Origin of the sequence: Colwellia sp. 5_MG-2023 (assembly GCF_030547795.1) — a bacterium.
Taxonomy (GTDB): Bacteria; Pseudomonadota; Gammaproteobacteria; order Enterobacterales; family Alteromonadaceae; genus Colwellia.
In genome coordinates this window covers 40,794-66,670 of record NZ_JAUOPW010000007.1, presented here as the reverse complement: position 1 = coordinate 66,670, position 25,877 = coordinate 40,794, and the positions used below count along the sequence as shown (strand labels likewise).

General features: G+C 35.2%; 17 protein-coding genes. 7 read left to right on the top strand and 10 right to left on the bottom strand.

From position 1 onward, the window contains the following. Positions 1-17 precede the first annotated feature (17 nt). From rfbB to Q4496_RS07435, 5 genes are all read right to left on the bottom strand, one after another. Positions 18-1,112, bottom strand: coding sequence for a dTDP-glucose 4,6-dehydratase (rfbB, locus tag Q4496_RS07455; protein WP_303610163.1), 1,095 nt, complete (start codon positions 1,110-1,112; stop codon positions 18-20). Between the two features lie 4 nt (positions 1,113-1,116). Then, positions 1,117-1,992 (bottom strand): dTDP-4-dehydrorhamnose reductase, encoded by an 876-nt coding sequence (gene rfbD, locus Q4496_RS07450; RefSeq protein WP_303610162.1) that lies wholly within the window; start codon positions 1,990-1,992, stop codon positions 1,117-1,119. A gap of 20 nt (positions 1,993-2,012) precedes the next feature. Beyond that, the gene (rfbC, locus tag Q4496_RS07445) at positions 2,013-2,561 is read right to left on the bottom strand and encodes a dTDP-4-dehydrorhamnose 3,5-epimerase (protein WP_303610161.1); all 549 of its coding nucleotides are present in this window, start codon (positions 2,559-2,561) and stop codon (positions 2,013-2,015) included. Next, complete coding sequence (gene rfbA / locus Q4496_RS07440; RefSeq protein WP_303610160.1) at positions 2,561-3,439, bottom strand: glucose-1-phosphate thymidylyltransferase RfbA; 879 nt, start codon at positions 3,437-3,439, stop codon at positions 2,561-2,563. The genes rfbC and rfbA overlap by 1 nt, the downstream gene beginning before the upstream one ends. A gap of 72 nt (positions 3,440-3,511) precedes the next feature. Continuing rightward, a complete protein-coding gene (locus tag Q4496_RS07435; protein ID WP_303610159.1) occupies positions 3,512-6,223 on the bottom strand; it encodes a hypothetical protein in 2,712 nt (903 codons plus the stop codon). 536 nt (positions 6,224-6,759) lie between these two features. Here Q4496_RS07435 and wecB point away from each other — a divergent pair. Then, positions 6,760-9,033: a non-hydrolyzing UDP-N-acetylglucosamine 2-epimerase gene (gene wecB, locus Q4496_RS07430; protein WP_303610158.1), complete on the top strand. Its 2,274-nt coding sequence runs from the start codon at positions 6,760-6,762 to the stop codon at positions 9,031-9,033. 90 nt (positions 9,034-9,123) lie between these two features. On the opposite strand, the gene xrt is transcribed toward wecB, so the two are convergent. Further along, complete coding sequence (gene xrt / locus Q4496_RS07425) at positions 9,124-10,482, bottom strand: exosortase (protein WP_303610157.1); 1,359 nt, start codon at positions 10,480-10,482, stop codon at positions 9,124-9,126. A gap of 438 nt (positions 10,483-10,920) precedes the next feature. Here xrt and prsT (Q4496_RS07420) point away from each other — a divergent pair, with 438 nt between their 5' ends. After that, the gene (gene prsT, locus Q4496_RS07420) at positions 10,921-13,584 is read left to right on the top strand and encodes an XrtA/PEP-CTERM system TPR-repeat protein PrsT (protein WP_303610156.1); all 2,664 of its coding nucleotides are present in this window, start codon (positions 10,921-10,923) and stop codon (positions 13,582-13,584) included. A gap of 203 nt (positions 13,585-13,787) precedes the next feature. Further along, complete coding sequence (locus Q4496_RS07415) at positions 13,788-14,663, top strand: PEP-CTERM sorting domain-containing protein (protein ID WP_303610155.1); 876 nt, start codon at positions 13,788-13,790, stop codon at positions 14,661-14,663. Positions 14,664-14,813: 150 nt separating this feature from the next. Here Q4496_RS07415 and Q4496_RS07410 read toward each other — a convergent pair whose 3' ends face one another. Further along, a complete protein-coding gene (locus tag Q4496_RS07410; protein WP_303610154.1) occupies positions 14,814-15,704 on the bottom strand; it encodes a ThiF family adenylyltransferase in 891 nt (296 codons plus the stop codon). A gap of 216 nt (positions 15,705-15,920) precedes the next feature. On the opposite strand from Q4496_RS07410, the gene Q4496_RS07405 reads away from it, so the two are divergent. The 3 genes from Q4496_RS07405 (at position 15,921) to prsT (Q4496_RS07395) (ending at position 21,672) form a co-directional block, all read left to right on the top strand. Beyond that, complete coding sequence (locus Q4496_RS07405) at positions 15,921-17,354, top strand: mannose-1-phosphate guanylyltransferase/mannose-6-phosphate isomerase (RefSeq protein ID WP_303610153.1); 1,434 nt, start codon at positions 15,921-15,923, stop codon at positions 17,352-17,354. Next, positions 17,351-18,772, top strand: a complete 1,422-nt coding sequence (locus Q4496_RS07400) for a phosphomannomutase CpsG (protein ID WP_303610192.1) — start codon at positions 17,351-17,353, stop codon at positions 18,770-18,772. Before Q4496_RS07405 ends, Q4496_RS07400 begins: the two co-directional genes overlap by 4 nt. A 152-nt stretch (positions 18,773-18,924) precedes the next feature. Further along, the gene (gene prsT / locus Q4496_RS07395; protein ID WP_303610152.1) at positions 18,925-21,672 is read left to right on the top strand and encodes an XrtA/PEP-CTERM system TPR-repeat protein PrsT; all 2,748 of its coding nucleotides are present in this window, start codon (positions 18,925-18,927) and stop codon (positions 21,670-21,672) included. 90 nt (positions 21,673-21,762) lie between these two features. Here the strand turns inward: prsT (Q4496_RS07395) and Q4496_RS07390 are convergent, their stop codons facing one another. Next, positions 21,763-22,587, bottom strand: a complete 825-nt coding sequence (locus Q4496_RS07390; protein WP_215972993.1) for a PEP-CTERM/exosortase system-associated acyltransferase — start codon at positions 22,585-22,587, stop codon at positions 21,763-21,765. A 455-nt stretch (positions 22,588-23,042) separates the two neighbouring features. Between Q4496_RS07390 and Q4496_RS07385 the strand changes: the two genes are divergently transcribed. Further along, positions 23,043-23,810 (top strand): serine protease, encoded by a 768-nt coding sequence (locus tag Q4496_RS07385; protein WP_303601953.1) that lies wholly within the window; start codon positions 23,043-23,045, stop codon positions 23,808-23,810. Positions 23,811-23,826: 16 nt separating this feature from the next. Here the strand turns inward: Q4496_RS07385 and Q4496_RS07380 are convergent, their stop codons facing one another. Then, positions 23,827-24,510 carry a divergent polysaccharide deacetylase family protein gene (locus Q4496_RS07380; RefSeq protein ID WP_303495406.1) on the bottom strand — a complete coding sequence of 228 codons (684 nt, stop codon included), beginning with the start codon at positions 24,508-24,510 and terminating at the stop codon, positions 23,827-23,829. Positions 24,511-24,708: 198 nt separating this feature from the next. Continuing rightward, positions 24,709-25,830, bottom strand: a complete 1,122-nt coding sequence (locus Q4496_RS07375; RefSeq protein WP_303601952.1) for a murein hydrolase activator EnvC — start codon at positions 25,828-25,830, stop codon at positions 24,709-24,711. Positions 25,831-25,877 lie beyond the last annotated feature (47 nt).

Here is a 25,877-nt window from a genome sequence, read left to right as displayed (position 1 = left end):
ACAATAAATTCATTGGTCTACTTAATATAACTGCCATTCATAATACTTTTCCACCACAGTTCATTATTTAAGTACCATTGAACTGTTTTTTCTATACCCGATTGAAATGATTCTTTGGGTTTGTAGCCTAACTCGTTATTAGTTTTTGTTGCGTCAATAGCGTAACGGCGATCGTGACCTAGTCTATCGGTTACGTGGGTAATTAATGACTCGGTATTGGCATCTATCGCGGCTTTGGCATTTGGAAATTTTGCTGATAAAGAGGCATCATTTGCAAAGGCTTTTTCAACGAGTGTTGATATCTCTTTAACAATGTCGATATTCGCCCATTCATTATCACCACCAATATTGTAATTTTCGCCAATTCTCCCTTTTTGTAATACTAAGTCGATACCGTAGGCATGATCTTCTACATATAACCAATCTCTAATTTGTTGCCCGTCTCCATAAATAGGTAATGATTTATTGTGAAGAATATTAGTGATAACAAGTGGAATAAGTTTTTCAGGAAAATGGTAAGGGCCATAATTATTTGAGCAATTACTAGTCGTTACGTTTAATCCGTAGGTATGATGATATGCACGAACTAAATGATCACTTGCGGCTTTACTGGCTGAATAAGGTGAATTAGGTGCGTAGGCGGTATCTTCAGTAAACGCTGGGTCCGTCGCCGATAATGTGCCGTATACTTCATCCGTTGATACGTGATGAAAACGATGATTTTCTTTAGGTTCTTTTCCTTCTGCTTTAGGCGCGTCTAACCATACTATTTTCGCGGCTTTTAGTAGTGCGTAAGTACCAAGAATATTGGTTTCAATAAAGGCATCAGGCCCTGTTATTGAACGGTCTACATGAGATTCGGCAGCAAAGTGTACTAGCGTGTCAATATCATGCTCAGTTAATAGTGTCTCTATCAGGCTTTGATCGCAAATATTACCATGGATGAAGGTAAAGTTTTGCTTGTCTTTTACTGAGGCTAAATTAGCGATGTTACCCGCATATGTAAGTGCATCAATAACAACAACTTTGTCTAAAGGGTAGTGTTGCATCCAGTAATGAACGAAATTTGCGCCAATAAACCCTGCACCACCAGTAACAAGTAATTTTTTCATAGTGTTATTCTTCTCTGTTCTTTAAATTGTTTAACATGCAATCAAGCTGTGTCTGCCAGTGATTAATTAATTCTAAGGGGAAAATATTTGCATTTTTTGATTTGTCTAAAACGCTAAAGTGTGGCCTTTTTGCTGGGGTTGGGTAGTCAGCAGTGGTTATTGCTTTTATAGGGATACACTTAGTAATAATTTTTTTATCAAAGGCTAATGCTTGAATTGCAACAGCAAAGTCATACCAACTTGCCACGCCTTGGTCTGTCCAATGATAAATGCCCGTTAACTTGTTAATTGCGGCGTGTAAACTCGCTTGAGCTAAGGTTTTAGCATAAGTTGGTGTACCAATTTGATCGCTAATAACTCCCAATTCAGGCTTACTCTCCATTAAGGTAAGCATGGTTTTTACAAAGTTATTACCGTGTGTTGAATATACCCATGCTGTTCTAATTATACAGCTGTTATTTGGCGCGGCTTGGAATAGTAAGTTTTCACCGATAGCTTTACTTTCACCGTAAGTATTTACAGGTGCTATTGTGTCAGTGGTTGTATATGGAATTGAATGAGTACCATCGAATACAAAATCTGTTGAAAGATGAACAAGGTGTAACGAAAGGGCTTGGCAAACTTCTGCCAAATAACCGACATAATAACCATTTATTTTTTTTGCCTTGTCAGACTCTGTTTCTGCTAAATCTACCGCTGTATATGCAGCAGCATTAATCACTGCATTTGGTTTTAATTCAGATAACTTTGCTTCTATAGCGCTTTTATCTTCAATATTAATATCATTCCTACCTAAGCAAATGATGTCTAGTTGATCATTTGCCAGGTAACTTAACTCGGTTGCCAGTTGACCACTTTTACCTATAACAACAATTTTCATGAAAACAGTACCATTTGAAATTATTTAAATGTGGGAGCTTCTGCAAAGGGTAGAGCGTCTTTGTCTTTTGCTGATAATAATGGTGCAATATTATCGACTAGCGGCCACTCTATTGCTAAGTCGGCATCATTCCACAATAAAGAGACTTCGTGTTCTGGTGAGTAGTAGTTAGTGCATTTATAAACAAATTCTGCAGACTCACTCATTACATAAAATCCGTGAGCAAAACCTTCAGGCACCCACAATTGACGTTTGTTTTCAGCTGATAATACAACACCCACATGTTGACCATAGGTGGGCGAACTTGCTCTCATATCTACTGCTACATCATATACTTCCCCTGCAGTAACTCGCACAAGCTTACCTTGAGTTTGCTGTAGTTGGTAATGTAAACCACGTAAAATACCATGACTTGATTTACTGTGATTATCTTGAACAAAGGTTTTTTCAGCGCAGTTATTAATAAACTCATCGACCCGAAACGTTTCCATAAAAAAACCACGTTCATCACCAAATACATTAGATTCTATTATTTTTACATCGGGAATGGCTGTTTCAATATATTTCATTAAAATACTTTCTCGCTGATCAGTTTCAATAAATATGCGCCATAACCGCTTTTAACTAAAGGAGCTGCAATTTCACGTAACTTGTCTTCGGTAATCCAGCCATTTCTATAGGCAACTTCTTCAGGACAGTTAACTTTTAATCCTTGGCGTTTATCTATAGTGGCAATAAATTGTGCTGCAGCGAGTAGATCATCATGCGTACCGGTATCTAACCAGGCAGTGCCTCGCCCCATAATTTCTACGCGTAATTCACCTGCTTGTAAATATTGGTCGATAACATCGGTTATTTCTAATTCGCCCCGTGCAGATGGTTTTACCTTTTTGGCAAACTCTACCACGCGTTCATCAAAAAAGTAGATACCAGGAACGGCATAGTTTGATTTAGGTATTTCAGGCTTTTCTTCGATAGAAATTGCAACACCATTTTTATCAAATTCGACTACGCCATATGACTTTGGATTAGCAACATGATAACCGAATACTGTGCCGCCGGATGTTTGAACGTTAGCATTTTTAAGTGATTTTACCAGATCGTGGCCGTAAAACATGTTGTCGCCAAGTACCAAGGCAGCAGAGCTACCATTTAAAAACTCTTCTGCAATTGTAAAGGCTTGTGCTAAGCCATCAGGACTTGCTTGTACTTCGTAGCAAAGTTTGATGCCAAAATTATCACCATTGCCAAGTAAATCACTAAATCTGTCTATTTCTTCGGGCGTTGAAATAATCAAAATTTCATTAATACCCGCTTGCATTAATGTGGCTAATGGATAGTAAATCATTGGTTTATCGTAAACAGGCATTAGTTGCTTACTAACAACCTTTGTTAAGGGGTAAAGGCGAGTTCCACTGCCTCCCGCTAAAATTATTCCTTTTCTCATATTAACTCTTCCAAGATTTGTAATGTTAGTTATTGAAAATAAAAAGATGGCTTAAATTGAATTGATTATCGTTTATTTTAAGTCAATACCAATGCCATAGACTAATGCGTTATCATAACCACTCGGATGCACATATTCGACATTTTCTATGATTTTATCCGGAGTTTGATTAAATAATATTATAAATTTTTCTGAATCAGAGGAAATGGCTACCCCAATTACGTTATTACTTTTTATTAACCCATTTTCTATTGTCATCATTATAGGGTTTTGATCAAATTGTATATTTTCATCTTCTGCAGAGAATTGAAGAATGTTTATAATTTCATTATTTGGTGTTTTTGATTCATTGGATATACTTAAGTGCCATTTTTTTTGATTGTCTTGTATTTGATAAGCCGCGACATCAGCCCATAGCTTTTGCTCATCAACCACTTCTATATTGGTATTTAATGGCCATATATTTTGAAATAACACTTTGCTTATGCCGTCTTTGATTAAAAAACTATTATTCAATGATGCTTGTTTTTCAGGCTTAGCTTGAAAGTGCTGAATGGTTTTCACCCATCTTGTGTGGCTCATTCCTGCTGTTAATCCAAGGTCACTATACTGGATTAAATCTTTTATTTGGTCAGGTATCGTTATTACATGATCGTAGGTTATGACTATACCGGGTTTAATAAAGGCTAACTGTCTGTTGACTAATGCCGCATAATTCGTAGCATAATACGCTGACATATTATAAGCATTTGTTGCATCTGCAGAAATTAATGTCGTATATGGATCGTCGGATATGTGTGTGTAATTAGGTTTTCCGGCGGCCCTAAGAGTTGGGCTTGATGAACCACTGTCCGCATTTTCTATTAAAATTGTGTTATGGGCTAAGCTTGATACTGCACTGCCATCATACCCTGTTACTTCTTTGGTGATCCAATTTCCACCATAGGCTATGTCGAACGACAATGCATCTTTATGTTCATGATGAACACGTATTTTTCTGTTAATAAAATATAGATTAGTAGCAGAGCTTGTCCAATCGTTTCTACTACTTATCAGGCCTACGCCCGGGGATATGTTGAGCGTACTTTCTGGGAAAACTGGTGAGCTGTTTTTAAGCTGAGGGTCATGATGTAATAAACGTTGAAAATGCGTAGTTATAGAGCTGCTTTTATAGCCTTCATTGGCTAATAGCGTATTAAACCATTGGTTAAGCTGCGCAATATCGTCTTCATTCTCCAATAAACCCATTAATTCTAAAGCGAATTGGTAACGGTTGTCGTCAGACAACGGCTCGTAATCAGTTGAGCCTTCTTCGTCACCATACTTATAAACACCAGAATAGTTAGCGAGTGTTTGATGGATAAGTGCTTGCAGTGCGTCATGACCGTAATTTGTTGGGTAAGGAATATCGCGCTGATCTTTATTGATCATATATATTCTTATCCAATGAGCTTGTGTCGCAGGACTGTAGTCTGAACCTTCGGCCCAAGCACCACCTGCCATTATATCTTTCATATAATATTCACCAACAAAACGATTAAGTAAAGTATCACCGGCACTTAACAGTTGTTGGCTTAAATCAGTATGCTGAGAAGAGTCATTCAGGGCATAACCTAATAGTGTCAAGTTTTCAGCTAATGAAGTAAGTTCATCACTATCTCCAACGCTGAATTTTTCAAAATCATTCTTAAAATCAATATATTCTAGCCAATATTCACCCCATAGGGCAAAAAAACTCTCTATTTCTGTTTGCTTAGCTTGAGATATATATGACTTGATCCATGTATATCCCATAATGGCCCAGCGAGATCCACTTCTGAAAATGTTACGGTTATTGTAATATTTCCAACCGATATTAGGTTCACTAAAGTAGGTATGTTCTAATAGTTCAATAACCCTGTCCATGTATCTTATTTCACCGCTTACATAGAAAGCTAACGCAAAGCTAGCGGCATATTCTCCAGAATTATATGGTATTTGGACAAAATAATTCTCAAGGTTACTCGTGAGATCATTCCAGGCACTATCGTCTTCTGCTATTTTTATTTTTACTTGGTTAATTCTGTCGTTGGTTAACAGTAACACATGTTGTGGAATTTCAACCGCGTAAGGTAATATCGTTACCGTGATTGTTTCTTTGGTCTGAGCATCATCGCTATCTATTATGGTTAGCTCAAATACTAATGTTTCGATAGCGTTAACTTTAGGCGTTGTGAATGATATGCCTAAATTTTGCAGTGGCGTTATTTCAACAATTGTTCCTGATTTCTGTAGCCACTTACTTGTTACGTCACCTTCTTTATCTAAAAGACTACCCGTTAGCGTGACTTCGGATAGTTCGTTAACAGTTACTGTTTTTTCTATATCTATATTAGGAGGAGTATTGACATATAATAAAGTAAACTTAGTTTGCTTTGTTTGCGTGTTATTATTGGCGTCTGTCACTGTTAATTCGAGAGTGATTTCTTCATCAGCATTTAAGTTAGGGATAGAAAAGTTTACTGTTTGTTGGGTCGTGTTTTTTAAAGTAAGCGGAATACCCGATGTTTGAATCCACTGATAAGTCAATTGTGTGTTATCTGGTGCTACTATTTTCCCAGTTATGAATGCATCATTTTCTTCATAAAGCGCTTCTTCGCTTTCAATAGAGATAATTTCAATATTATTACTACTTGCAGTAGCTTGATTAACAACACTTTCTCCACCACAAGATTGTAGTAAAGGTAGTAAAATAAAAAACACATAAAAAAGCTTTGTTTTTAACGTAATATGATAAATATTCATTACTTTTTGGTATCCATTCTAATATAAAAAATTACCAGCTTTCTTATAAGGGGTGTTAGTTAGTAATTTACAAAAAAAGTATTATTGATTTGTCTATTACAGCCATAATTTGTCAATGTGGTTTAGCATTTAATTACTATGCTCCAGTAGGGTACAGACGTACTACTTAATGGCCTAATATATCATCTTTTGTATTAAAAAGTATGCTCTGGAGAGTAACTTTTTGTTAAGAGATATTAAAGTTATGATGGCTAACATTATTTGGTTGTTTGCTCGTTTTACTCGATAAGATATTTTTGATTTTAATGATAAGCCCTTGTTAACACTTTTTTCTAAGAGAAGTATCTCTGTGCAATTATTTTGGTTAGCATATGCTTTAAAGGAAAATAATACTCACACTAGTAGAGATAGCTTAGTCTCAATGTTTTATATTAGGTTAAGTTACCGACAAAGTGCTGTTTAATATTTTTTGAAACGGGTAAACTGCTGTTATTCTGCTGTTATTAATTCATAAAATAAATTAAAGGAAAGTTTACATGAAAATTGGGATTATCGTTGGTACTCGCCCTGAAATTATTAAAATGGCACCGGTCATTCGAGAATGCCAAAAGCGAGATATATCTTTTTTTATTATTCACTCGAATCAACATTATTCAAAAGAAATGGATAGTATTTTTTTCGATGAATTAAAACTACCTGTGCCACACTATAATTTAGGCGTAGGCTCGGGGTTGCATAGTAACCAAACAGGTAACATTTTAATTAAGATGGAACCTATACTCATTGATGAAAACCCTGATGTAGTACTTGTTCAAGGGGATACTAATACAGTGCTGGCGGGTGCTTTAGCGGCTTCTAAACTTGGTATTAAAGTCGGGCATATTGAGGCAGGATTGCGTAGCTATGATCGTACTATGCCAGAAGAAACAAACCGTATAATGACAGATCACATCAGTGAATATTTATTTGCAGTTGGCCCTAATCAAAAAGAAATTTTGCTAAAAGAAGGTATAGCAGATCAAAGTATATATACTGTTGGTAATACGGTTTCAGACTCTTTATTTCAGCATTTAGAAATTTCAGCGCAAAATAGTACTATTTTAGCTGATTTGAAGTTAAAGAAACGAGATTACTTTTTAGTTACGGCTCATCGAGCATCTAATGTTGATATAGCCTCTAACCTCTTAGAACTATTGCATTTATTTGATGAAATGCACGCTAATTATACTGGTACCATTGTTTGGCCTATTCATCCTAGAACTCAAGCGAAAATAAAAGAATTTAATATTGAGTTACCTGAATACCTACAACTCATTCCTCCTGTGGGTTATTTAGATTTTATTCAATTACAAAAATTCGCCAAATTAATTTTAACTGATTCTGGTGGTATTCAAGAAGAAGCTTGTTTGTTAGGTGTCCCTAGCTTAACACTAAGAGAGAATACCGAGCGTCCAGAAGCTGTTGAAGTCGGTGCCAGTGAGCTCGTAGGTAGAAATGCTGAAAAAGCGGTAAAAGCTGCAAAACAATGGTTAAGTCGAGAAAGCTATGCTTGGGATAATCCGTTTGGTGACGGGCATGTTGCAGAGGCTATTTTGGATATTATTGTTGCTGATAATACTGAACTTGTTGAACGTCCTATAATAGCGAAAAACGAAACGTTAAGTGTTATTGGTATGGGCTATATGGGGTTACCTATTTCTAGTCTATTGGCACAAGCTGGCTATTCGGTTACTGGAGTTGATTTAAGCCAAGAAAAGGTAGATTCAATTAATCGAGGTGAATGTCCATTTGATGAAGTTGGTATGCCTGAATTAGTGAAAAAGGTTGTTGACCAAGGGTATTTAACAGCATCTTTATCGATACCATCAAGTCAAACATATTTAGTTGCAGTGCCTACACCACACAAAAATAAGAGCTGTGATCGTTCTTATGTTTTTGCTGCTGTTGATGCTATTGCTAAAGTGGCTAAAGATGGACAAACAGTGATAATTGAATCTACTATCTCACCTAGAACTAGCTTGGAAGTTGAAAAACGTTTTCAATCAAAAGGGTTAAATGTTGATGTAGTTCATTGTCCAGAGCGTGCTATCCCAGGTCAAACTTTACATGAACTGGTTCATAACGACAGAATCATAGGTGCGTCTAGTATAGAAGCACAGCAAAAAGTAAAAGATATTTATCAAAGTTTTGTAGAAGGTGAAGTCTTTTTAACAGATTTAACAACCGCAGAATGTGTGAAACTTGTAGAAAACACTTCAAGAGATGTTGGTATTGCTTTTGCTAATGAATTGGCTCAGGTTTGTGATGAGCTTCATGTGAATGTGAGTGAAGTTATTAAATTAGCTAACCGTCATCCAAGAGTTAATGTGTTAAATCCTGGCCCAGGGGTTGGTGGACACTGTATTCCTATTGATCCATGGTTTTTAGTAGAAAGCACACAAACAGGTGAGTTTATTCGTTTAGCACGTAAAGTGAATGATGAAAGACCTTTTGTTATTGCAAATAAAGTAATAGAAATGGCACAACAGGTGTCAGGTAAAAATATAGCTATTTTAGGTGTAGCTTATAAACCCAATGTTGATGATTGTAGAGAGACACCAGCAGAGCCTATTTTACAACACCTCTTATCTCAGGGTTTTAATGTTAAATATCACGATGATCATGTTCCTCAATGGGAATGTGAGAGAATTGAAGCAATAGATGAGGTATTTAATTGGGCGGATGTTGTTGTAATAGTAACAGGACATGAGAGTTATAAAAAAATACAAGTAAAAAATAATATTATTGATGCTTGTGGTGTTTTGACGTAAATCAAAACTGGTGTTTTTACTGGATTAAACAAGCACTGACACTTTGTTAGTGCTTGTCCTCAAAATAACATATTTCGAGCTTATTATTTTTTATAATCGCTCAAAACTCCATTGAAGAGATGTTGAACCTTCTCCAGTTAACGCTTTTTTGAGTCGCTCTTTTTTAAATTGCCCTGTCGTCGCAATTTGTTTGCCATTAATGGCGTAGCTTATTGTAAGTTGAGCTTTTTCAATTCCTTTCTGAATACTAATTACTTGTTCTTGGTTAATTACTTTTGTATTTAAAATATGCCAATTTTTAGGTATTAAGTTATTATCGTAAAAGGTTGGTTTGCCTTCCAACTTATTTCCATCAAAATGATAAACTAAATTGATATTATCAGGTTCTGCTATTTTGATATCAATAGATGAGTAGTGATATATAAGAGGTTTTATTTTTAAACTTTGTTCAATATCATGTTGACTATTATCTGATGAATTTAAGATGTATGTTTGCTTTAAACCTGTAGAGGAAATTATTAGTAGGGTACATAATACTAAGAGTATTAATCCGTTTGGTTTATGTGGCTGTTGTTGTGCTGAATTATCTTTTTCTACTACATTATTATTCTCTTTTTCAGTAATATAACTACCTAATTTAAATAATAATAACATGAATGGTACGTATAGATACCAGCCGAACATGTTGTGATCAGTCATTAAGTCGCTGGTCATTTCAGTTTCATGACCAATAATAATTAAAAGAACTATACGTATCCAATTGGTTAGGAGAGCGCCTAAAATAGCGACCGAAGCAAAAATGGCTATGTTTTTTATATTTCTAAGGTAAAGAAAAATATATAAAGAACTAATAGCTAAAGAGGTCAGTAAATAACGTAAACCACTACACCCTCCGGCAATTTCAAAAACCCCTGAAGGTATGTGTACAAACTCATCTTCAACAAACACAGGAATATTCGTTAAGCTCATTAAGGCATTGACAGCAAAGATAGAGAGGTTTTGTAGAGGAATTGTGAGAATCCCCCATAAAGGAATAAGAAAAATAAAGTAAAGAGCTGGAAAAAGCAGTTTTATACTAAACTTAAATACAAAGTTGATGGCCGCGCAAAGTAATATTAATGTTGCGAGCCAATAAGCTAATGTGATTTGTGCGGTAGAGGCAATAAAAAGACTGTAAGCAGAAAAAACTAGCAGAGCTAATGCAAGCCAAGAAAATTTCTCTCTAAATTGTAATTCATGATTTTCATATAGGGTGAAGTACAAATAAAGTACAATGAACGGGACTAAATATGCATGCGAGTATGTGCCATCATCAAAACTGTAACGCCAAAGTGTTGCCATAATAGGATAATTTAGCAGGCTTAATACTGTGAATAACACTAGAATGCTCAAAAAAGGGAGCAGTGATTTATTTTGTGAGCTCGTATTATTGTTAATTGAATCTTTCATTGAATTATTTATTGTAACGTCCTTAGTTCATTAAAATAATAATTTACGACTTTATTATAAAGGTAATCCATTTTGTCGTGTTTATTTAATGATGCCCTGATATAGTTGAGGTTACTTTATCAATAGTTAATATAACTTACCAATAATTTTATTTTGATTGTGAAGCCTGAGACTCAATTCAATCTTTATGAATTTATGTATTTATGAGACAATTTTTTAAAGAGCAATTATTGAGTGCAATATTCGAAATTATCGTAAGTGTTCGGTAGCCCTAAAATTGTGATTAGGTCGGCATACCCAAGCGTATACTTTATTCGTTTAGTTCAAAAATAAATAATTCACATTAAATTATATAAAAAAAAGATTATAAATTTATATGGTGTTTTACAATAAAAAATACTTTAGCTGATTTACCTAATAAAGAGTGATGGAGTACTAATGAAATTTAAAATTCAAAAAATGACCCTAGCAATTTCTCTACTGATAACTTTAGGCGCTTGCTCGCCAAACAGTACACCAGAAGAACAAATTGCTGAAGCACAATCATATTTACAACAAGACAAGCCTAAATCTGCGGTAATACTACTTAAAAAATCGATTGTACAATCTCCTAAAGCAGCGCTACCTCGCTTTTTATTAGGTAGTAGTTATTTACAAATAGGCAGTGTTGTTTCAGCTGAAAAAGAGTTGTTATTATCACTTGATTTAGGTTTTGATGTTAATTTAGTTGCTCCTCTTGTTTTTAAATCACTGCTAGCACAACAAAAGTATGAAGATATAGTCTTGTTTGCAAAAGAGTGGGATATCACTGATAAAGAAGTTCAAGGAATTGTTTGGGCATACGAAGTGATTGCTCTGATTGGGCAAGAGGAATTATCAGAAGCTAAGCGTATGTTAGATAAAGTGAATTCTATGTTACCTAATGAGGCCATAGTGCAAGTAAGTAATGCATATTACCAAGCAGCAACAAATAATATCTCAAGTGCTCTGTCTATTGTTAATCAAGTATTGCTTGAACAACCAGAATCTATTGAAGCAATAGATCTAAAAGGTAATTTATCTCTATTTACAAAGGATAACGAAGAAGCTATTTCCGCTTACAAGCGTTATTTAAATTACATCCCGATAAATTATCAGGTTCAAATTAAATTAGCTAAGGCCTATGTGCAAGATGGTAATTTTGATGAAGCTGAAAAAATAGCGGATGCTTTATTTAATATAGCCCCAGAAAATGCGCTTTTACATCAGATTAAAGGAGTATCACTTTATGCTAAAGAAGAGATATCACTTGCTAAATATCATATAGAAAAAGCGATACAAAATGGTATGAGAAATCGCTCTAATCAATTAATTGCAGGTGTAATTTATTTTAGAGAGAAAAATTATGAGCAAGCATACTATTACCTCAATGCAATAAGGGATACTATAGAAAATGGCCATTCAGCTAAAAAAATTCTTGCTATTACAGAGTTGGCGCTGGGTTATAATACTAATGCAGGACAGACCTTATCAGAATTAGAAATAATGACAGCAGAAGATGAAAAGCTGCTGACTGAAGCTAGTTTGGTCTTATCTAGTCGAGGTGATCGTCAAGCAGCTAAAAACTCTATTAGTCAACTTGATAGTGTTGCTATGCATGATCCAGACAGTATTTTAAAACTAGGGGCACTAAAGCTATATCTTAATGATGTGGAAGGTCTTATTGATATAGAAAAAGTTGTTGCCTCTTCACCTGAAGATTTAAATCCTAAGGTAGTACTTTTTACTGCTTACCTTGAAGCGAATGATTTTGCTAAAGCTTTAGCTATTGCTGAATTGTTAAAAAAAGATATTAAAAGTCAACTTATTGGCTTTAATTTAGCAGCTCTTGTACATATTAAAAAAAATGAAATCGAAAAAGCTACAGATAACTATACAGGTGCTTTAGATATTGATGAAAACAACGTTAATTCATTAGTTTTTTTTGCGAGCCAAGCATGGAAGAGTGGTGATTTGAATTTAGCTAAAGGCTATGTTGAGCGTATTCTTAAAGAGCGGCCTATGCATATCTTCGCATTAAAAATGAATTTAAGCATTGATATAGCAAATAATGAGGTTAACGAAAGTCTAACTAAAATTAAAAATGCTTATAAAGCGCAACCTGATATGCCGTATCGCTTATTGTTAGTGGATTCTCTATTTAAACTTCAAGAATTTAACGAGATTATTCCACTATTAAATGATGCTGATGTTGCACTAGATGAAAATACTAATAATCAAGTTTGGGTTTATTTGATCCGAAGCTATCAATTAACAAATGAAATAGAAAAAGCCATTGATGTTGCTAATAAATGGTCGTTAATAAAACCAGAAGAGCAGTTGTCTTGGCTGTATGCTATAGATTTACTAGATAACCAGCAAAAATTAGCCGAGGCACTTACTAAAACTGAATCAGCGTTGTTAATACACCCGCAAAGTGCACGGTTAAAAGTACTCTATAGCTACTTTTTATTGCATAGTAAACAAATAGAGAAAGCAAAAGAGGCGTTTAATAGTTTAATAGTAGAGGCGAAAGCTCTACCTTTAGGTTTGTATTTACAGGGTAACTTTTTAGCGATAGAAGGAAGCTATCAAGAAGCTTTAAATACTTTAAATGCTAGTTATAAAGCAAGTAATAGAGCTAAAACAGCGCATTTAATTTATTTTATCTTACAAAAACTCAATCAAGCAACGCAAGCACATGAGTTTTTAGAGCAACATTTAGTACGTTTTCCTAAAGATATAGCAACACGCCTTATTTTAGCTGATAACTATATGGAGACTTCGCGTGATAAAGCTATAAACCATTATCTCTATTTAGTAAATAATAATGTCGTTTCAGCAACAGTGTTAAATAACCTTGCTTGGTTACAATTAACCAAAGGTGAATACGAGAAAGCAAAAGGAAATATAGAAAAGGCTCTTGAGCTGAATTCTAATAGTGTCAGTGTGTTAGATACAGCAGCAGACATAAATCTTAAATTAAATAAAAAAGAAGTAGCTAAAGAGTATTTGAACAAAGCTTTATTAATAGATGTAGATAATTTAAAGATAAAAGCTAAGCTTGAAGCTATTTCTAATTAGTGTGCTGTTTCAATATGGCAAGATGAGGTTAATAGCAAGGTGAATTTAAGTGTCAGTTAATTTTACAACTAAAGGATATGTAAATGATGGCATTTAAAAAAGTTGTTTTAAAACATGACCTTGAAATGTTGGCATGTTTGGTGCTTATATACTAAGTATAAAATTGAACTTCACTATTTCACATACAAGACAAGGAATTAAAAATGAAAAAATTACTTTTAGCTTCGGCTTTAGCGTTAACAACTACTGTTGCAGTAGCAGACCCTATCTTTTTAGATGTAGGACAGGATTTTGGTGGAAATGGTAACGTTGCAACTACTTCAAGTAGTACTGGTTGGATTGATCAGTTAACATATATTTACCAATCTGAAACTACAGTGGTTGATGTAGATGGTAGCTTTAGTGGTACTGCTGCAAGTTTACTTACTGACGGTGATAGCATTGTAACTAACGGTGGTTTTATTAATGGCGATTTAAGCAGCCTTAGTAGCAACTTAATAACAGGACTTAACCCACAACAAACAACGTTTGGTGGCCCTAGTGATAATGGCTATGGTGGTGATTGGGGTTTAACATTCCAAATCAACAACCTAATGGGTACTGTTGCTGGTGGTACTAATCAATATCTTGATTATACTTCAGGTGCTATTAGCATTTATTATTACCAAGCAGGTATGACTTCAACTGCTGATTTTATTGAGTTATTTACTATTAATGTAACAAACTCAGGGTTGACTGCTTCAGGTTCTTTTGTAGGTGGTAATGTTAGTAACTACGGTACTGATCTTGTAAATGGTGTTGTGGCTGGTGATGTATTCAATAGCCTACTTGGTGGCTTTAAAGAATATTCAGAAGATCAAGTATCTCCTGATTTTGCGGTTAATTCTTTACTTGATTATAATACTGAAGATGTAACTAGTGCTGACTTCCTTGGTACAGATGCAGAAGGTAATAACGTATTTATGGTTGAAGGGCAACATGATGGTTCTATTACTTTTAATGTTCCAGAGCCTGCTTCAATTGCAATTTTAGGTTTAGGTTTATTAGGTTTAGCTGGCGCGCGTCGTCGTAAATCTTAATTAAACATTAGCTTTGGCTAAAATAAAAAAAACCGCCTATTGGCGGTTTTTTTATTTCTATTTATTGGTTCGCAAATAATATTCTAAACTATTATGTATTATTAAGTAGAATGAGTGTTGTTGAATTATTTGAGGTAACTTCGCTTATGATTAAGTGCTATCCTTTAATAATTGTTTCACTCGCCAGAACATATATTTTTGAATTGGATTTTTATTACCCCAAGGTCGCCATGTTTTTATTAGTTTGTTTCTATAAGCATCGAAATGCAATCCGTGTGGGGCATGTATAACTTCACCACGGTTTAGAATTATTTTCAAAACGTTAGTACATAAAGTACCAGCCGCTAATGAAATTCCCATGCAAGTAGAAGGCACTTTTTTCTTAAGAAAGTTTACAGAAGAACGTTCAACTAGGTAATGTCTTTGTTGTACAGAGGGAGAAACACCAATAACAAATCGAATAATATTATCATTAAATATAAGCTCTTTTTCGTGCTCGCTTGCATTTTGCTTTGGATCTACAATGGCGAAGTATTCATCAAAAGACATTTTTCCAGGCATAAAAACTAGAAAGGCTGTGCCCATGCCCATTGGTGCAGCAGTTATTGTTGGTATGCCTTTCTCATAACAACGTCTAAATACTTTACGGCGAATCTCTAAGCAAAAAATATCGAGACTATCAACGTAGATATCCACGCCATCTAGAAATTCTTCTAAATTGTTTTCATCAATGCCATTGTCAAAGTTTTTTACATGAGCTTCAGGGTTAATACCTTTTATTGTTTCTTCCATTACCGCAGCTTTGGCTTTACCTAATGTAGACATGTTAGCGCCTGCTTGTCGGTTGAAATTAGCAACATCATAGTCATCAAGATCTGAAATATGGAAGTTACCAACACCTAACCGAGACAATACAGTCGTATGGTCCCCTCCAACACCTCCCAAACCACCAATGGCTACTTTTGTCTTTCTTAATTTTTGCTGTTCTTCTTTAGTAACCCAACCGATATTTCGAGAAAATGCCTCGTCGTAATTGAACATTTAATACTCCTTTATAAAACAAAACTAGTTATTTGAAATAGATGAAAAAGTATAGTGCTTAATAGAAAATAATTCATATAGAAATCAATATGGAATTTAAATTTATAGCTGTTATATCAAATAAAATATTAAAACGCTTATATGTTTTTTTTGAAACTATTATCATGCTCTATTACTACCTTAATAATATCTCACTCTAAATTAAATGGAAGATAAATGCCCAAAGTAAATGCAACTAAGTTATCTGTATCACCTATCATTATGTGTGGCGGTAGTGGGACTCGCTTATGGCCTCTTTCACGTGCACAATTTCCTAAACAATTTTTAGCACTGATTAATGATAATAGTATGTTGCAAGAGACTTTGGCCCGTTTAGCAACGCAGTACCAAGCACCGGTCTTTATTTGCAATGAAGATCATCGTTTTCTAGTGGCAGAGCAAGTTAAACAAGTGAATTGTTCTGGGGCGAGTATTTTGCTTGAGCCACAAGGAAGGAATACAGCACCTGCCGTTGCTATTGCGGCTTTAAATGCGTTGGCAAAAGGTGATGATGCGCTATTGCTTGTTTTAGCTGCAGATCATGTAATTAACGATATAAAAAAATTTCATCAAGCCATTGATATTGCGTGCATTACGGCTGAGCAAGGAGCATTGGTTGCTTTTGGTATTGTGCCTACACATGCTGAAACAGGGTATGGCTATATTAAGCAAGGCATCAAAAAAGATGCTGGTATTTATCAAGTAGCTCGATTTGTTGAAAAACCAACAATTGATAAAGCACAAAGTTATGTAGAGTCTGGTGATTATTTATGGAATAGCGGCATGTTTTTATTTAAAGCAAGTCGCTATTTAGAAGAGTTAGCAAAGTGTAGACCGGATATTTTAACAGCATGCCAAGAAGCAATGGCTAATGTTGCAACAGATTTAGACTTTATTCGTCCCGATCGTGATGCTTTTTTACAATGTGCCAATGTGTCAATTGATTATGCGGTTATGGAAAAAACTGACGATGCTGTGGTTGTGCCTTTAGACGCAGGCTGGAGTGATATTGGCTCATATTCTGCGCTTTGGGAAGTAGGTCAGCAAGATTCACAACATAATGTCCTAAAAGGCGATGTCATTGCTCACGACACTCACAATAGTTATTTACATAGCCAAAATAAACTTATTGCTACGTTAGGTGTAGATAATTTAGTTGTTATTGATACGCCTGACGCTGTTCTGGTTGCGGATAAAAATAAAGTACAAAATGTCGACGTTATAGTAAATGAACTCAAAGCATTACAACGACCGGAAACACAGTTGCACCGAGCAGTATATCGACCATGGGGGAAGTATGACTTGGTTGATCAAGGTGAACGCTTTCAAGTAAAGCGTATTACGGTAAACTCTGGCGCTAAATTATCTCTACAAGTTCATCAGCATAGGGCTGAGCACTGGATTATTGTCTCAGGCATAGCTAAAGTGACACTTAATGATGAAATTATTATTTTAAAAGAAAACCAATCTACTTATATTCCTATTGGCGCTGTTCATGCGCTAGAAAATCCAGGATTACTTCCTTTAGAAATGATAGAGGTACAATCGGGAAGCTATTTAGGAGAAGACGATATTGTTCGTTTTGAAGACAAATATGGGCGCATAAAATAGTGACCAACCTTACGTGTTTTAAAGCTTATGATATTCGTGGCAAAATTGGCGAAGAATTAAATACAGAAATTGCCTATCGTATTGGACGTGCTTTTGCTCAATTTACTAGAGCAAATAAAGTGGTTATAGGTGCTGATATACGTTTAACGAGTGAGTCATTGAAGTTGGCACTTGCTAACGGTTTGATGGACGGAGGTAGTGACGTTATTGATTTAGGTTTGTGTGGCACTGAACATATTTACTTTGCGACGAGTTACCTCGGGGCCGAAGGGGGCATTGCTGTTACTGCCAGCCATAATCCGATTGACTACAATGGTATGAAGCTAGTACGAGAAAGCTCTAAAGCTATCAGTGGTGATACTGGCCTTTTTGATATTAAGGCGTTGGCTGAGCAAAATGAGTTTACTAACGTTGCGCGAAAAGGAAGGTATGCAACTTATGACATCAGTCAGTCCTATACTGAGCATTTGTTAACTTATATTAATGTTAAAAATCTTTCTTTATTACATTCAAAATCAATTAAGCCATTAAAATTAGTGGTTAATGCTGGTAATGGCACAGCAGGCCCGACAATAGATGCACTTGAGATCGTCTTTGAACAGTTAAGCATACCTGTTGAGTTTATTAAAGTGCATCATCAGCCTGATGGTAACTTTCCAAATGGTATTCCAAATCCTTTATTAGTAGAAAATAGATTGGTGACTCAAAAGGCGGTAGTAGAGCACAGTGCTGATATGGGCATTGCTTGGGACGGTGACTTTGATCGTTGCTTTTTCTTTGACGAGCAAGGGCGGTTTATTGAGGGATATTATATTGTTGGTTTGTTAGCGGAATATTTTTTAGCGAAAACCGCTAAAAATAATAATAGTCAGGTAAATTCATCACCACAGAAAATAATTCATGATCCTCGTTTAACATGGAATACCATTGATATCGTTGCACGAGCTGGCGGTCAAGCTATTCAAAATAAAACAGGACATGCATTTATAAAAGAGCGTATGCGTAGTGAAGATGCTATTTATGGAGGAGAGATGAGTGCTCACCACTATTTTAGAGACTTTTTCTATTGCGATAGCGGTATGATTCCTTGGCTATTAATTGCTGAATTAATGTGCTTACGTCAAGAGCCCTTATCCAATTTAGTTCAAGCACGTATTAAAGCCTATCCCTCTTCAGGTGAAATTAATAGCCGCGTTATCGATGCTCAAAAAGCGATTACTCGTGTACTTAACTTTTATCAAAATGATGCTCAGTTGATAGATAATACAGATGGTATTAGTATGGAGTTTAGTTATTGGCGTTTTAATTTACGTAGCAGTAATACTGAGCCAGTCGTTAGGCTAAATGTTGAATCGAAAGGTAATATAGAATTAATGAATGAGAAAACTCAAGAAGTGTTGATGTTGTTACGACAATAAATGTCATATCAGTGTGAGATATTAAGGGGAGTGAAGCATATATTTTGTTGAATTACCTCCTACATGGTGAATTGATTTCATCTAGGGTATATTTAATTGTGTCAGTGAGTTTTTATTAGGGATTATTTCATATCTCGAAAAAGGAAAGTTAAATGAAATTTTTAAAATCAATGGTTTGTGCAAGTATTGTTATTGCACTATCAGCGTGTGGCGATAATGAAACGGCACAAACGTATATCAGTAAAGCAGAAAGTTTAATTGCAGAAAAACAAAACAATACAGCGATTATTTCATTAAAGAATGCCATTAAAATTGATGCAAAAAATGCTAAAGCACGATTCTTGTTGGGGCAACTTTATTTAAATGATGGCGATGCTGAAAATGCAGCTAAAGAATTAAATCGTGCTAACCAGCTAAAATTTACTATAGATAAAGTGCTTCCTTTGCTAGCTCGTGCTTATATGTTGATGGAATATGATGAAGATATTTTATCATTAACCGAACAAGAAAAACTGCTTTCGGCTCCTAGTGCGCAATACCTTGCATATAAAACTATGGCAGCTTTACGTACAAATGATAAAGCGCTAGCACAAGCAACAGTTGAGGCCGCATTAGCGTTTTCAGAAAGTGATAGTTACAGTATGTTAGCAAGTGCATATTTAGCATTTTCTGAGCAAGATATTCCTCATGCCAGTACATTAGTTCAGCGTATTCTTACAGCAACACCTAATAATGTGGATGCTTTGATGTTACAAGGGCAAATAGCGATAGCAGACCAAAACTTTGCTTTAGCGGTAGATAGTTTTAAGCAGTATTTTCAACTGCAGCCTAGTTCAGGAAAAGTGCAATTATTTATTGCTGATGCGTTATTGAAAAATGGTCAGCTTAAAGAAGCGGAAGAGATTGCTGATGCAATATTGGCTACCGTACCGACACAGCCGTTTTTACAGTACATTAAAGCAGTGACACGCTTTGAAAATAAAGATTATAAAACGGCAAGCGAGTATGCTAATCAGTCTTTAAGTTCAGGCTTTAATACTTTTAGATTGAAGTTGGTCGCAGGTGCTAGTGCGTTCTATTTGCAAAACTATGAACAAAGTAATTTTCACTTAAAAGATATTGTGGAGTATCTTCCTATCGATAATCCAGCTAGAAGAATGCTTGCCGTAAGCCAACTACAGCTGGGCTTTATTGATGATATTAGTGAAACATTAACAGGTTATGATCCATCATCGAAAGACAATGCTCAATTTTTATCAACATTAAGTTATGAATTATTAGAAGTAGGTGCTGTTGATGAAGCACAAAAACTAGCGGAACAAGCTGCTAGTGCTAATGACATGACTGCAGAGCAAACAGCAAGATCGGGTATATTGAAATTAATGATGAACGATCCATCAGGTGTTGAGACATTAGAATTAGCTTTACAGCAAAGTCCTGAATTAGTATCAGCAGAGCTTGCCTTAGCGTTTGCATCCATTAAGTTAGGAGATTTGCCAAGAGCGAGTAAAATAGCTGATAAATGGCTAAAAGAATACCCAGATAGGGCGAGTGGCTATAATCTACAAGCAAACATCTTTTTTAAGAAAAATGAATTAGAGCAAGGTAAAGCGGCATTAGCGAAAAGTTTAGAAGTGGAACCGAATAATGTCTTCGCACTGACACAAATGGTACAGCTTGCTAGCCATCAAAAAGATATAAAACAAGCAACATTGTTGACAGAGCAAGCACTAAAAGCCCATCCAAATAATATTGAAATACTACGCCAATATTTAGCATTTCATCAGGGTGAGGAAGGCTTAAATGTTATTACACAAGTGCAAGAGCGTAATACTGATGATATTCAATATGGCATACTTTTATCAGAAGCATTAATGCGAGTCGAAAAATTCAAGCAGGCTAGCGCTATTTTAGACGGCTACGAGCTAACGGCTAAAACGCCTAAGCGTTATTGGCAGTTATTACTTGCTTCGAATGCGAGACAAGCTGAAGGCAAAGATGTTTTCTTAATATTAGAAAAGTGGCGTAAAACGAATACTTATCATATTGAACCTGTCTTGTTACTGTCTGATTACTGGATTAAAAAAAGATCGCCTGATAGAGCGTTAAGTGTATTACAAGACGCCTTTAAAAAGCATCCTCAAAATTTAATTCTTCACCTGGTTAAAATGCAGGTCTTGCTAGATAACAAGCGTGTGGATGAGGCTAAATCATTCCTTGAAAGCTTGGAGCAATTTGATCTTAATAAAGATTTACGTGCAGGTATCGAAGGACGAATCCTCTTACTTGAGAAAAAATTCGCCTTAGCAATACCTAAATTACAACAGTTTTACCAAATAAAGCCTAGTGGTAATAACGCTAATCATCTTGCCTTTGCGTTTGAAGGAAATAATCAAAAACCAGAAGCAATAGCGTTGCTTGAGCAGCATGTCGCGAAGGAAGCTTTAGACAATAAAGTTAATCCTAATGTGAGTTTACATTTAGCGAATATGTATTTAGCTGAAAATCAAGATAAAGCGATTAGTGAGTATGAGCGTCTTATTACCGTTTCACCCAATAATGTGGTGGTATTAAACAACTTGTCATGGCTTTATATGGACAAAGGAGAGTTTACTCAAGCATTAAAATACGCAGAGCAAGCTTATGGTATTACGAGCGAAATACCGAATGTGGTTGATACTTATGCTCAAGTTTTATTAAAGTCAGGTAATAAGGCCGAGGCGTTAACGAAAGCAAAAGAAGCTTATGAATTAGCGAAAGGTAAGGATATTGATATAGCATTGAACCTTGCCGAAGCATTATTAGCGAATAATGATAATGAAGAAGCTAAGCTTATTTTAGCGGAAGTTACAGCGATAACACCTGCACAAAAAGAGAAAAAACAGAAGCTATCAAAATAATAAATAACTTACTGATAACTTCAACTAAATAAAGGAGCATTATATTGCTCCTTTATTTTTATACGCTTATTTGGTTAGTATGAATGTTTATTAAGCTAAGCTAATGCTGTTTAATTGCCCGCTAATATCATGCTCTATCGATTGATATAAATGTTGGAAGCCAGGCGATAAATTTTCAAGAAAGATATCCGGGCTAATATAATAGGGTGCTCTTAATCCGTGGTATTCAATAGGGTCGCCTAACTGTTGAAACTTTATGCCAACAAACTTCATGCTTCGAGCAAGCCTTGGCTCCATCATGACATAAACATGTTTCACACCGGTATCAATCGCCATGGTTGCTGCTGCCATGTATAAACCAATAGCGATAAATGGGAAGCAACGTAACTCTACTTCAGAGTATGTAGTTTCTTGAATAGCACCGGTAGCCGAGCCCTTAAATTGATCCGTTTTACGACGCCTGAAATCAGATTTTACTGCTAATCGTGAAATTTCAGCAATTTCAGAGCGATTAAAGTTTTTGGGGTGCAGTTCTTCGTTTGTAATGGAGTCGAGGCAGAATTTTTCTATTGGCAAAAGCTGATCCGATTGCTGAATATTAACAATACGAACGCAGCTGGTATATGTATTTGAAGGCTTGTGCTTGATTAAAGAAAAAATTGATTGATCGTCGAACTCATCTTTTTCTAGTCCACCTTCTTTTATATCTTCAAAAGCTAATTCTTCACAGTAAACATTGTGACGTATTTTAAAAGCTTCTTCTTTTAATTCATTGTTAATGGCAACTTGGGGTTCTAAAAACTGAGTGAAATGCTCAGCAATATTATAAGCATCACGACTAACCTTGATTGAGGCTATTTTTTTGGTGATATCACCAATAATAGGTGTATTTAGTAGGCGTTTATTCCAGTTCATTTAATTTCCAAGTTTTCATGTTAATACAAATGTTAACATTAATGTTTTCATGAGCCATTTTGAATTCCATATCATACTAAAACACCATTTTGTATAGAGGCACTTGAATCATTATACTTTAACCAATATAAACAAATATTTAGTGAATGTTAACTAAATAAATATTAATTTATTATTATAGCCTATATAAACCTTACTATAGAGCAAAATAATACCATAGCAAATGAACACCATATGCTAATGTTTTAGGCTATCAGTAGAGTATAGACTAATATAATAAAATGGTGCTTATCACTTGGCTAATAATTTAATAATTGTACGTTCATTTATCTACTCTAGATGAAGTACAACTGCCAATAAAGGGAATGATTAAAATTAGCTTATGATTAATTATGGTTGTTAAATAAAAAATTGCGTAGAGTAGTGTGATGAAATTAATTCAGATAGAGCTCGTTATGTTTAAAATGTTTTTTATAGTATTGCTGATAGTTGCTTTTACACCATTAAAGGAAGCACAAGCAGAATTTGTGGATGTAGTTGCCAAGGTCAAACCCTCAGTCGTTGGTATTGGTATTCATACACCGACGAGTCGACCACAAAATATTTTACGTGGAACAGGATTTGTTATTGGTGATGGACATTATGTGGTAACCAATGCTCATGTTTTACCAACTGAATTAGATGAAAGTTTATTGCAAAAAATGGCAGTTTTCATTGGCTCAGGTAAAAAAGCGAAAGTTAGGCAAGCTGAAATTGTTGTTACTTCTGAGTTATATGATTTAGCCATTTTAAAACTATCAGGATCGGCTTTACCAGCATTGACATTAGCTGATGAAAAATTTCGTGGAGACGGTACTTATGTAGCGTTTACAGGCTTTCCTATTGGCACTGTTCTCGGTTTATATCCAGTGACTCATCGAGGCATAATCGCTAGTACCACACCGACAGTTGTGCCAGCACAAGCAGCAGAACAAATTAATTTAAAAATGCTTAAACGTATGCGAAACCCTTATTTGGCGTATCAACTTGATGCAACGGCTTACCCTGGTAATAGTGGTAGCGCTATGTACGACATGAAAACTGGTGAAGTCTTGGGTGTTATCAATAAGGTGTTTGTACAAGCAACAAAAGAAGCTGTTATTAGTAATCCTAGTGGTATTACTTATGCCATTCCTGTTAAGTACTTACATCAAATATTAAGAGAAAATAATATTAAATTATAAGAAAAATAGTGAATTATTATTCATTGCTTGCTACTTCTGTTGATACGTTTTCTATGGTTTTATATAAAGCAGATAAAGGTACTAGTTCAATATTTTCTTGTGCTAGTGTTGGAATTAAACGCTTTAGTGTTTGAATTGTTTCGGGGTGCGGGTGTGCTATAGCAATAGCTGTTTTTTGTGACTTAGCAAAACGCACTAAAGATTGAAATTGCTGAGTAATATAACTGTCGGTTAAATGATTATCGAGAAAAACATGTCTGTTTCGTATAGGCACTCCAATTAACTTTGCGATATCTCCTGCTTTTGAATCTGGACTTGTCTTACTGTCTAAAAAAAGTAAGTGATGTTGTTTTAAAAAGTTCATCGTCCAAGTCATGGGTTTATTTAATTGTGTTAAATGACTACCCATATGATTGTTGATACCAATAGCAAAAGGTATATCAGCTAAAGAATTGCCTAAACTTGCTAAGATTTCTTCTTCATTCATGGTGCTAGTGAGCCCACCAGGACCTAATTTTTTACCATTTTCAGCTTCCATTGGGATATGCAGCATTACATCATTATTCTTTTCGTTGGCTATAATCGCTATTTTTTTACCGTAAGGGGTATGAGGTAAAATAGAGAAAGTAATAGCGCCAGGTAATGATAAAACATCTTTGTCGGTATAACGATAACCAATGTCATCGATAACAATCGCCACGCGTATAGCTTGAGCTTGTATAGATGTGCTGTGTAATACACTGATAATAAATAGAATAATAAGTAGTGCGAATTTCGAAACAGCTGAAATCATTTAATAAGTTTTTATAATAGTAGGGGTTTTAAAAGAGTAACATTTGACTGTGTTTTTTAGTAGTAACTTTTATGGTTCTTTGTAATATATAAGTTGAAGTATGGTTTAGCGGCACCATAATTTAGGATTAACCGCCTTGCCCTGATGACGAATTTCAAAATAGAGCCCTGGGCGATCTTGCCCACCACTTTGCCCTACAAGTGCTATAGGCTCACCGGTTTCTACTCGGTCTCCAACTGATTTTAACAATGTTTGATTATGGGCGTATAGGCTCATATAGCCATTCCCGTGATCTATAACCGTTAATAAACCATAACCTTTTAACCAATCAGAAAAGATTACCGTGCCGTTATATATCGCTTGTACTTGGCTACCAATAGAAGCGCCGAGTAAAACACCTTTCCATTTTAAATAACCTTGTTTTTTACTACCAAAACTACGTAATAATCGGCCTTTAACCGGCCATGACAATTTATGTTTAAGTTTACTTAATCCGTTTAAATCAATTTCGGCACGAATAATTTCTGTGAGTTTTTGTAGGGCGGCGGCCAAATTAGCTTCATCAGTTTTTAATTTGGCCAATTGTTGTTTACTTGATAGTAGTTCTTTGCTTAAAGATTCCAGCGTTTTACTACGATTGCTTTTATTATCATTTAATATAGCACGTTGTTTTTGCTGGTTCATTTTGAGTGTTTTTAAATTTTCTACTTGTGTTTGGTGTTGTGAAGTAACCTGTACTAACTGCTCGATGGTCGTTTGAAACTTTTCAATTTCATTAATCCGAGCTTTATTCATATATTGATAATAAGTAATAGTACGTTGGATTTTTTCACTTTGTTGTTGGTTTAATAATAGCTTTAAATAATCATGTTGGCCTGTGGTATAAGCCGAGCGAAGCTGTTTGGCGAGTAATTTTTCTTGTGTTATTTTTTGTGAGGTTAATTGTTGTTTTTCTTCACTTAATGACGTTATTTTCTCTTGAGTACTTTTTAATGATTGCTCAGTATCATTTATTGCTTTGGCTACTTTAGCAATTGCTAGATCGTCATTTTTTAATTGTCTCTCTAAAGTCGCTCTTGCTTTGTTGGTGTTAAAAATATTTGATTCTTGTTTGGCAATTTCTTGCTGAACATTGTTGAGTCGAGCGCTGTTGCGCTGTTTTGCTTTTTCATTGTCACTTTCGTCATTAGCTGCACAATGAACAGATATTAATAAGCAACTTATCAATATTAAGTTGCTTATTATCTTTGGGAAGTATGTAGTGATTATGTGCA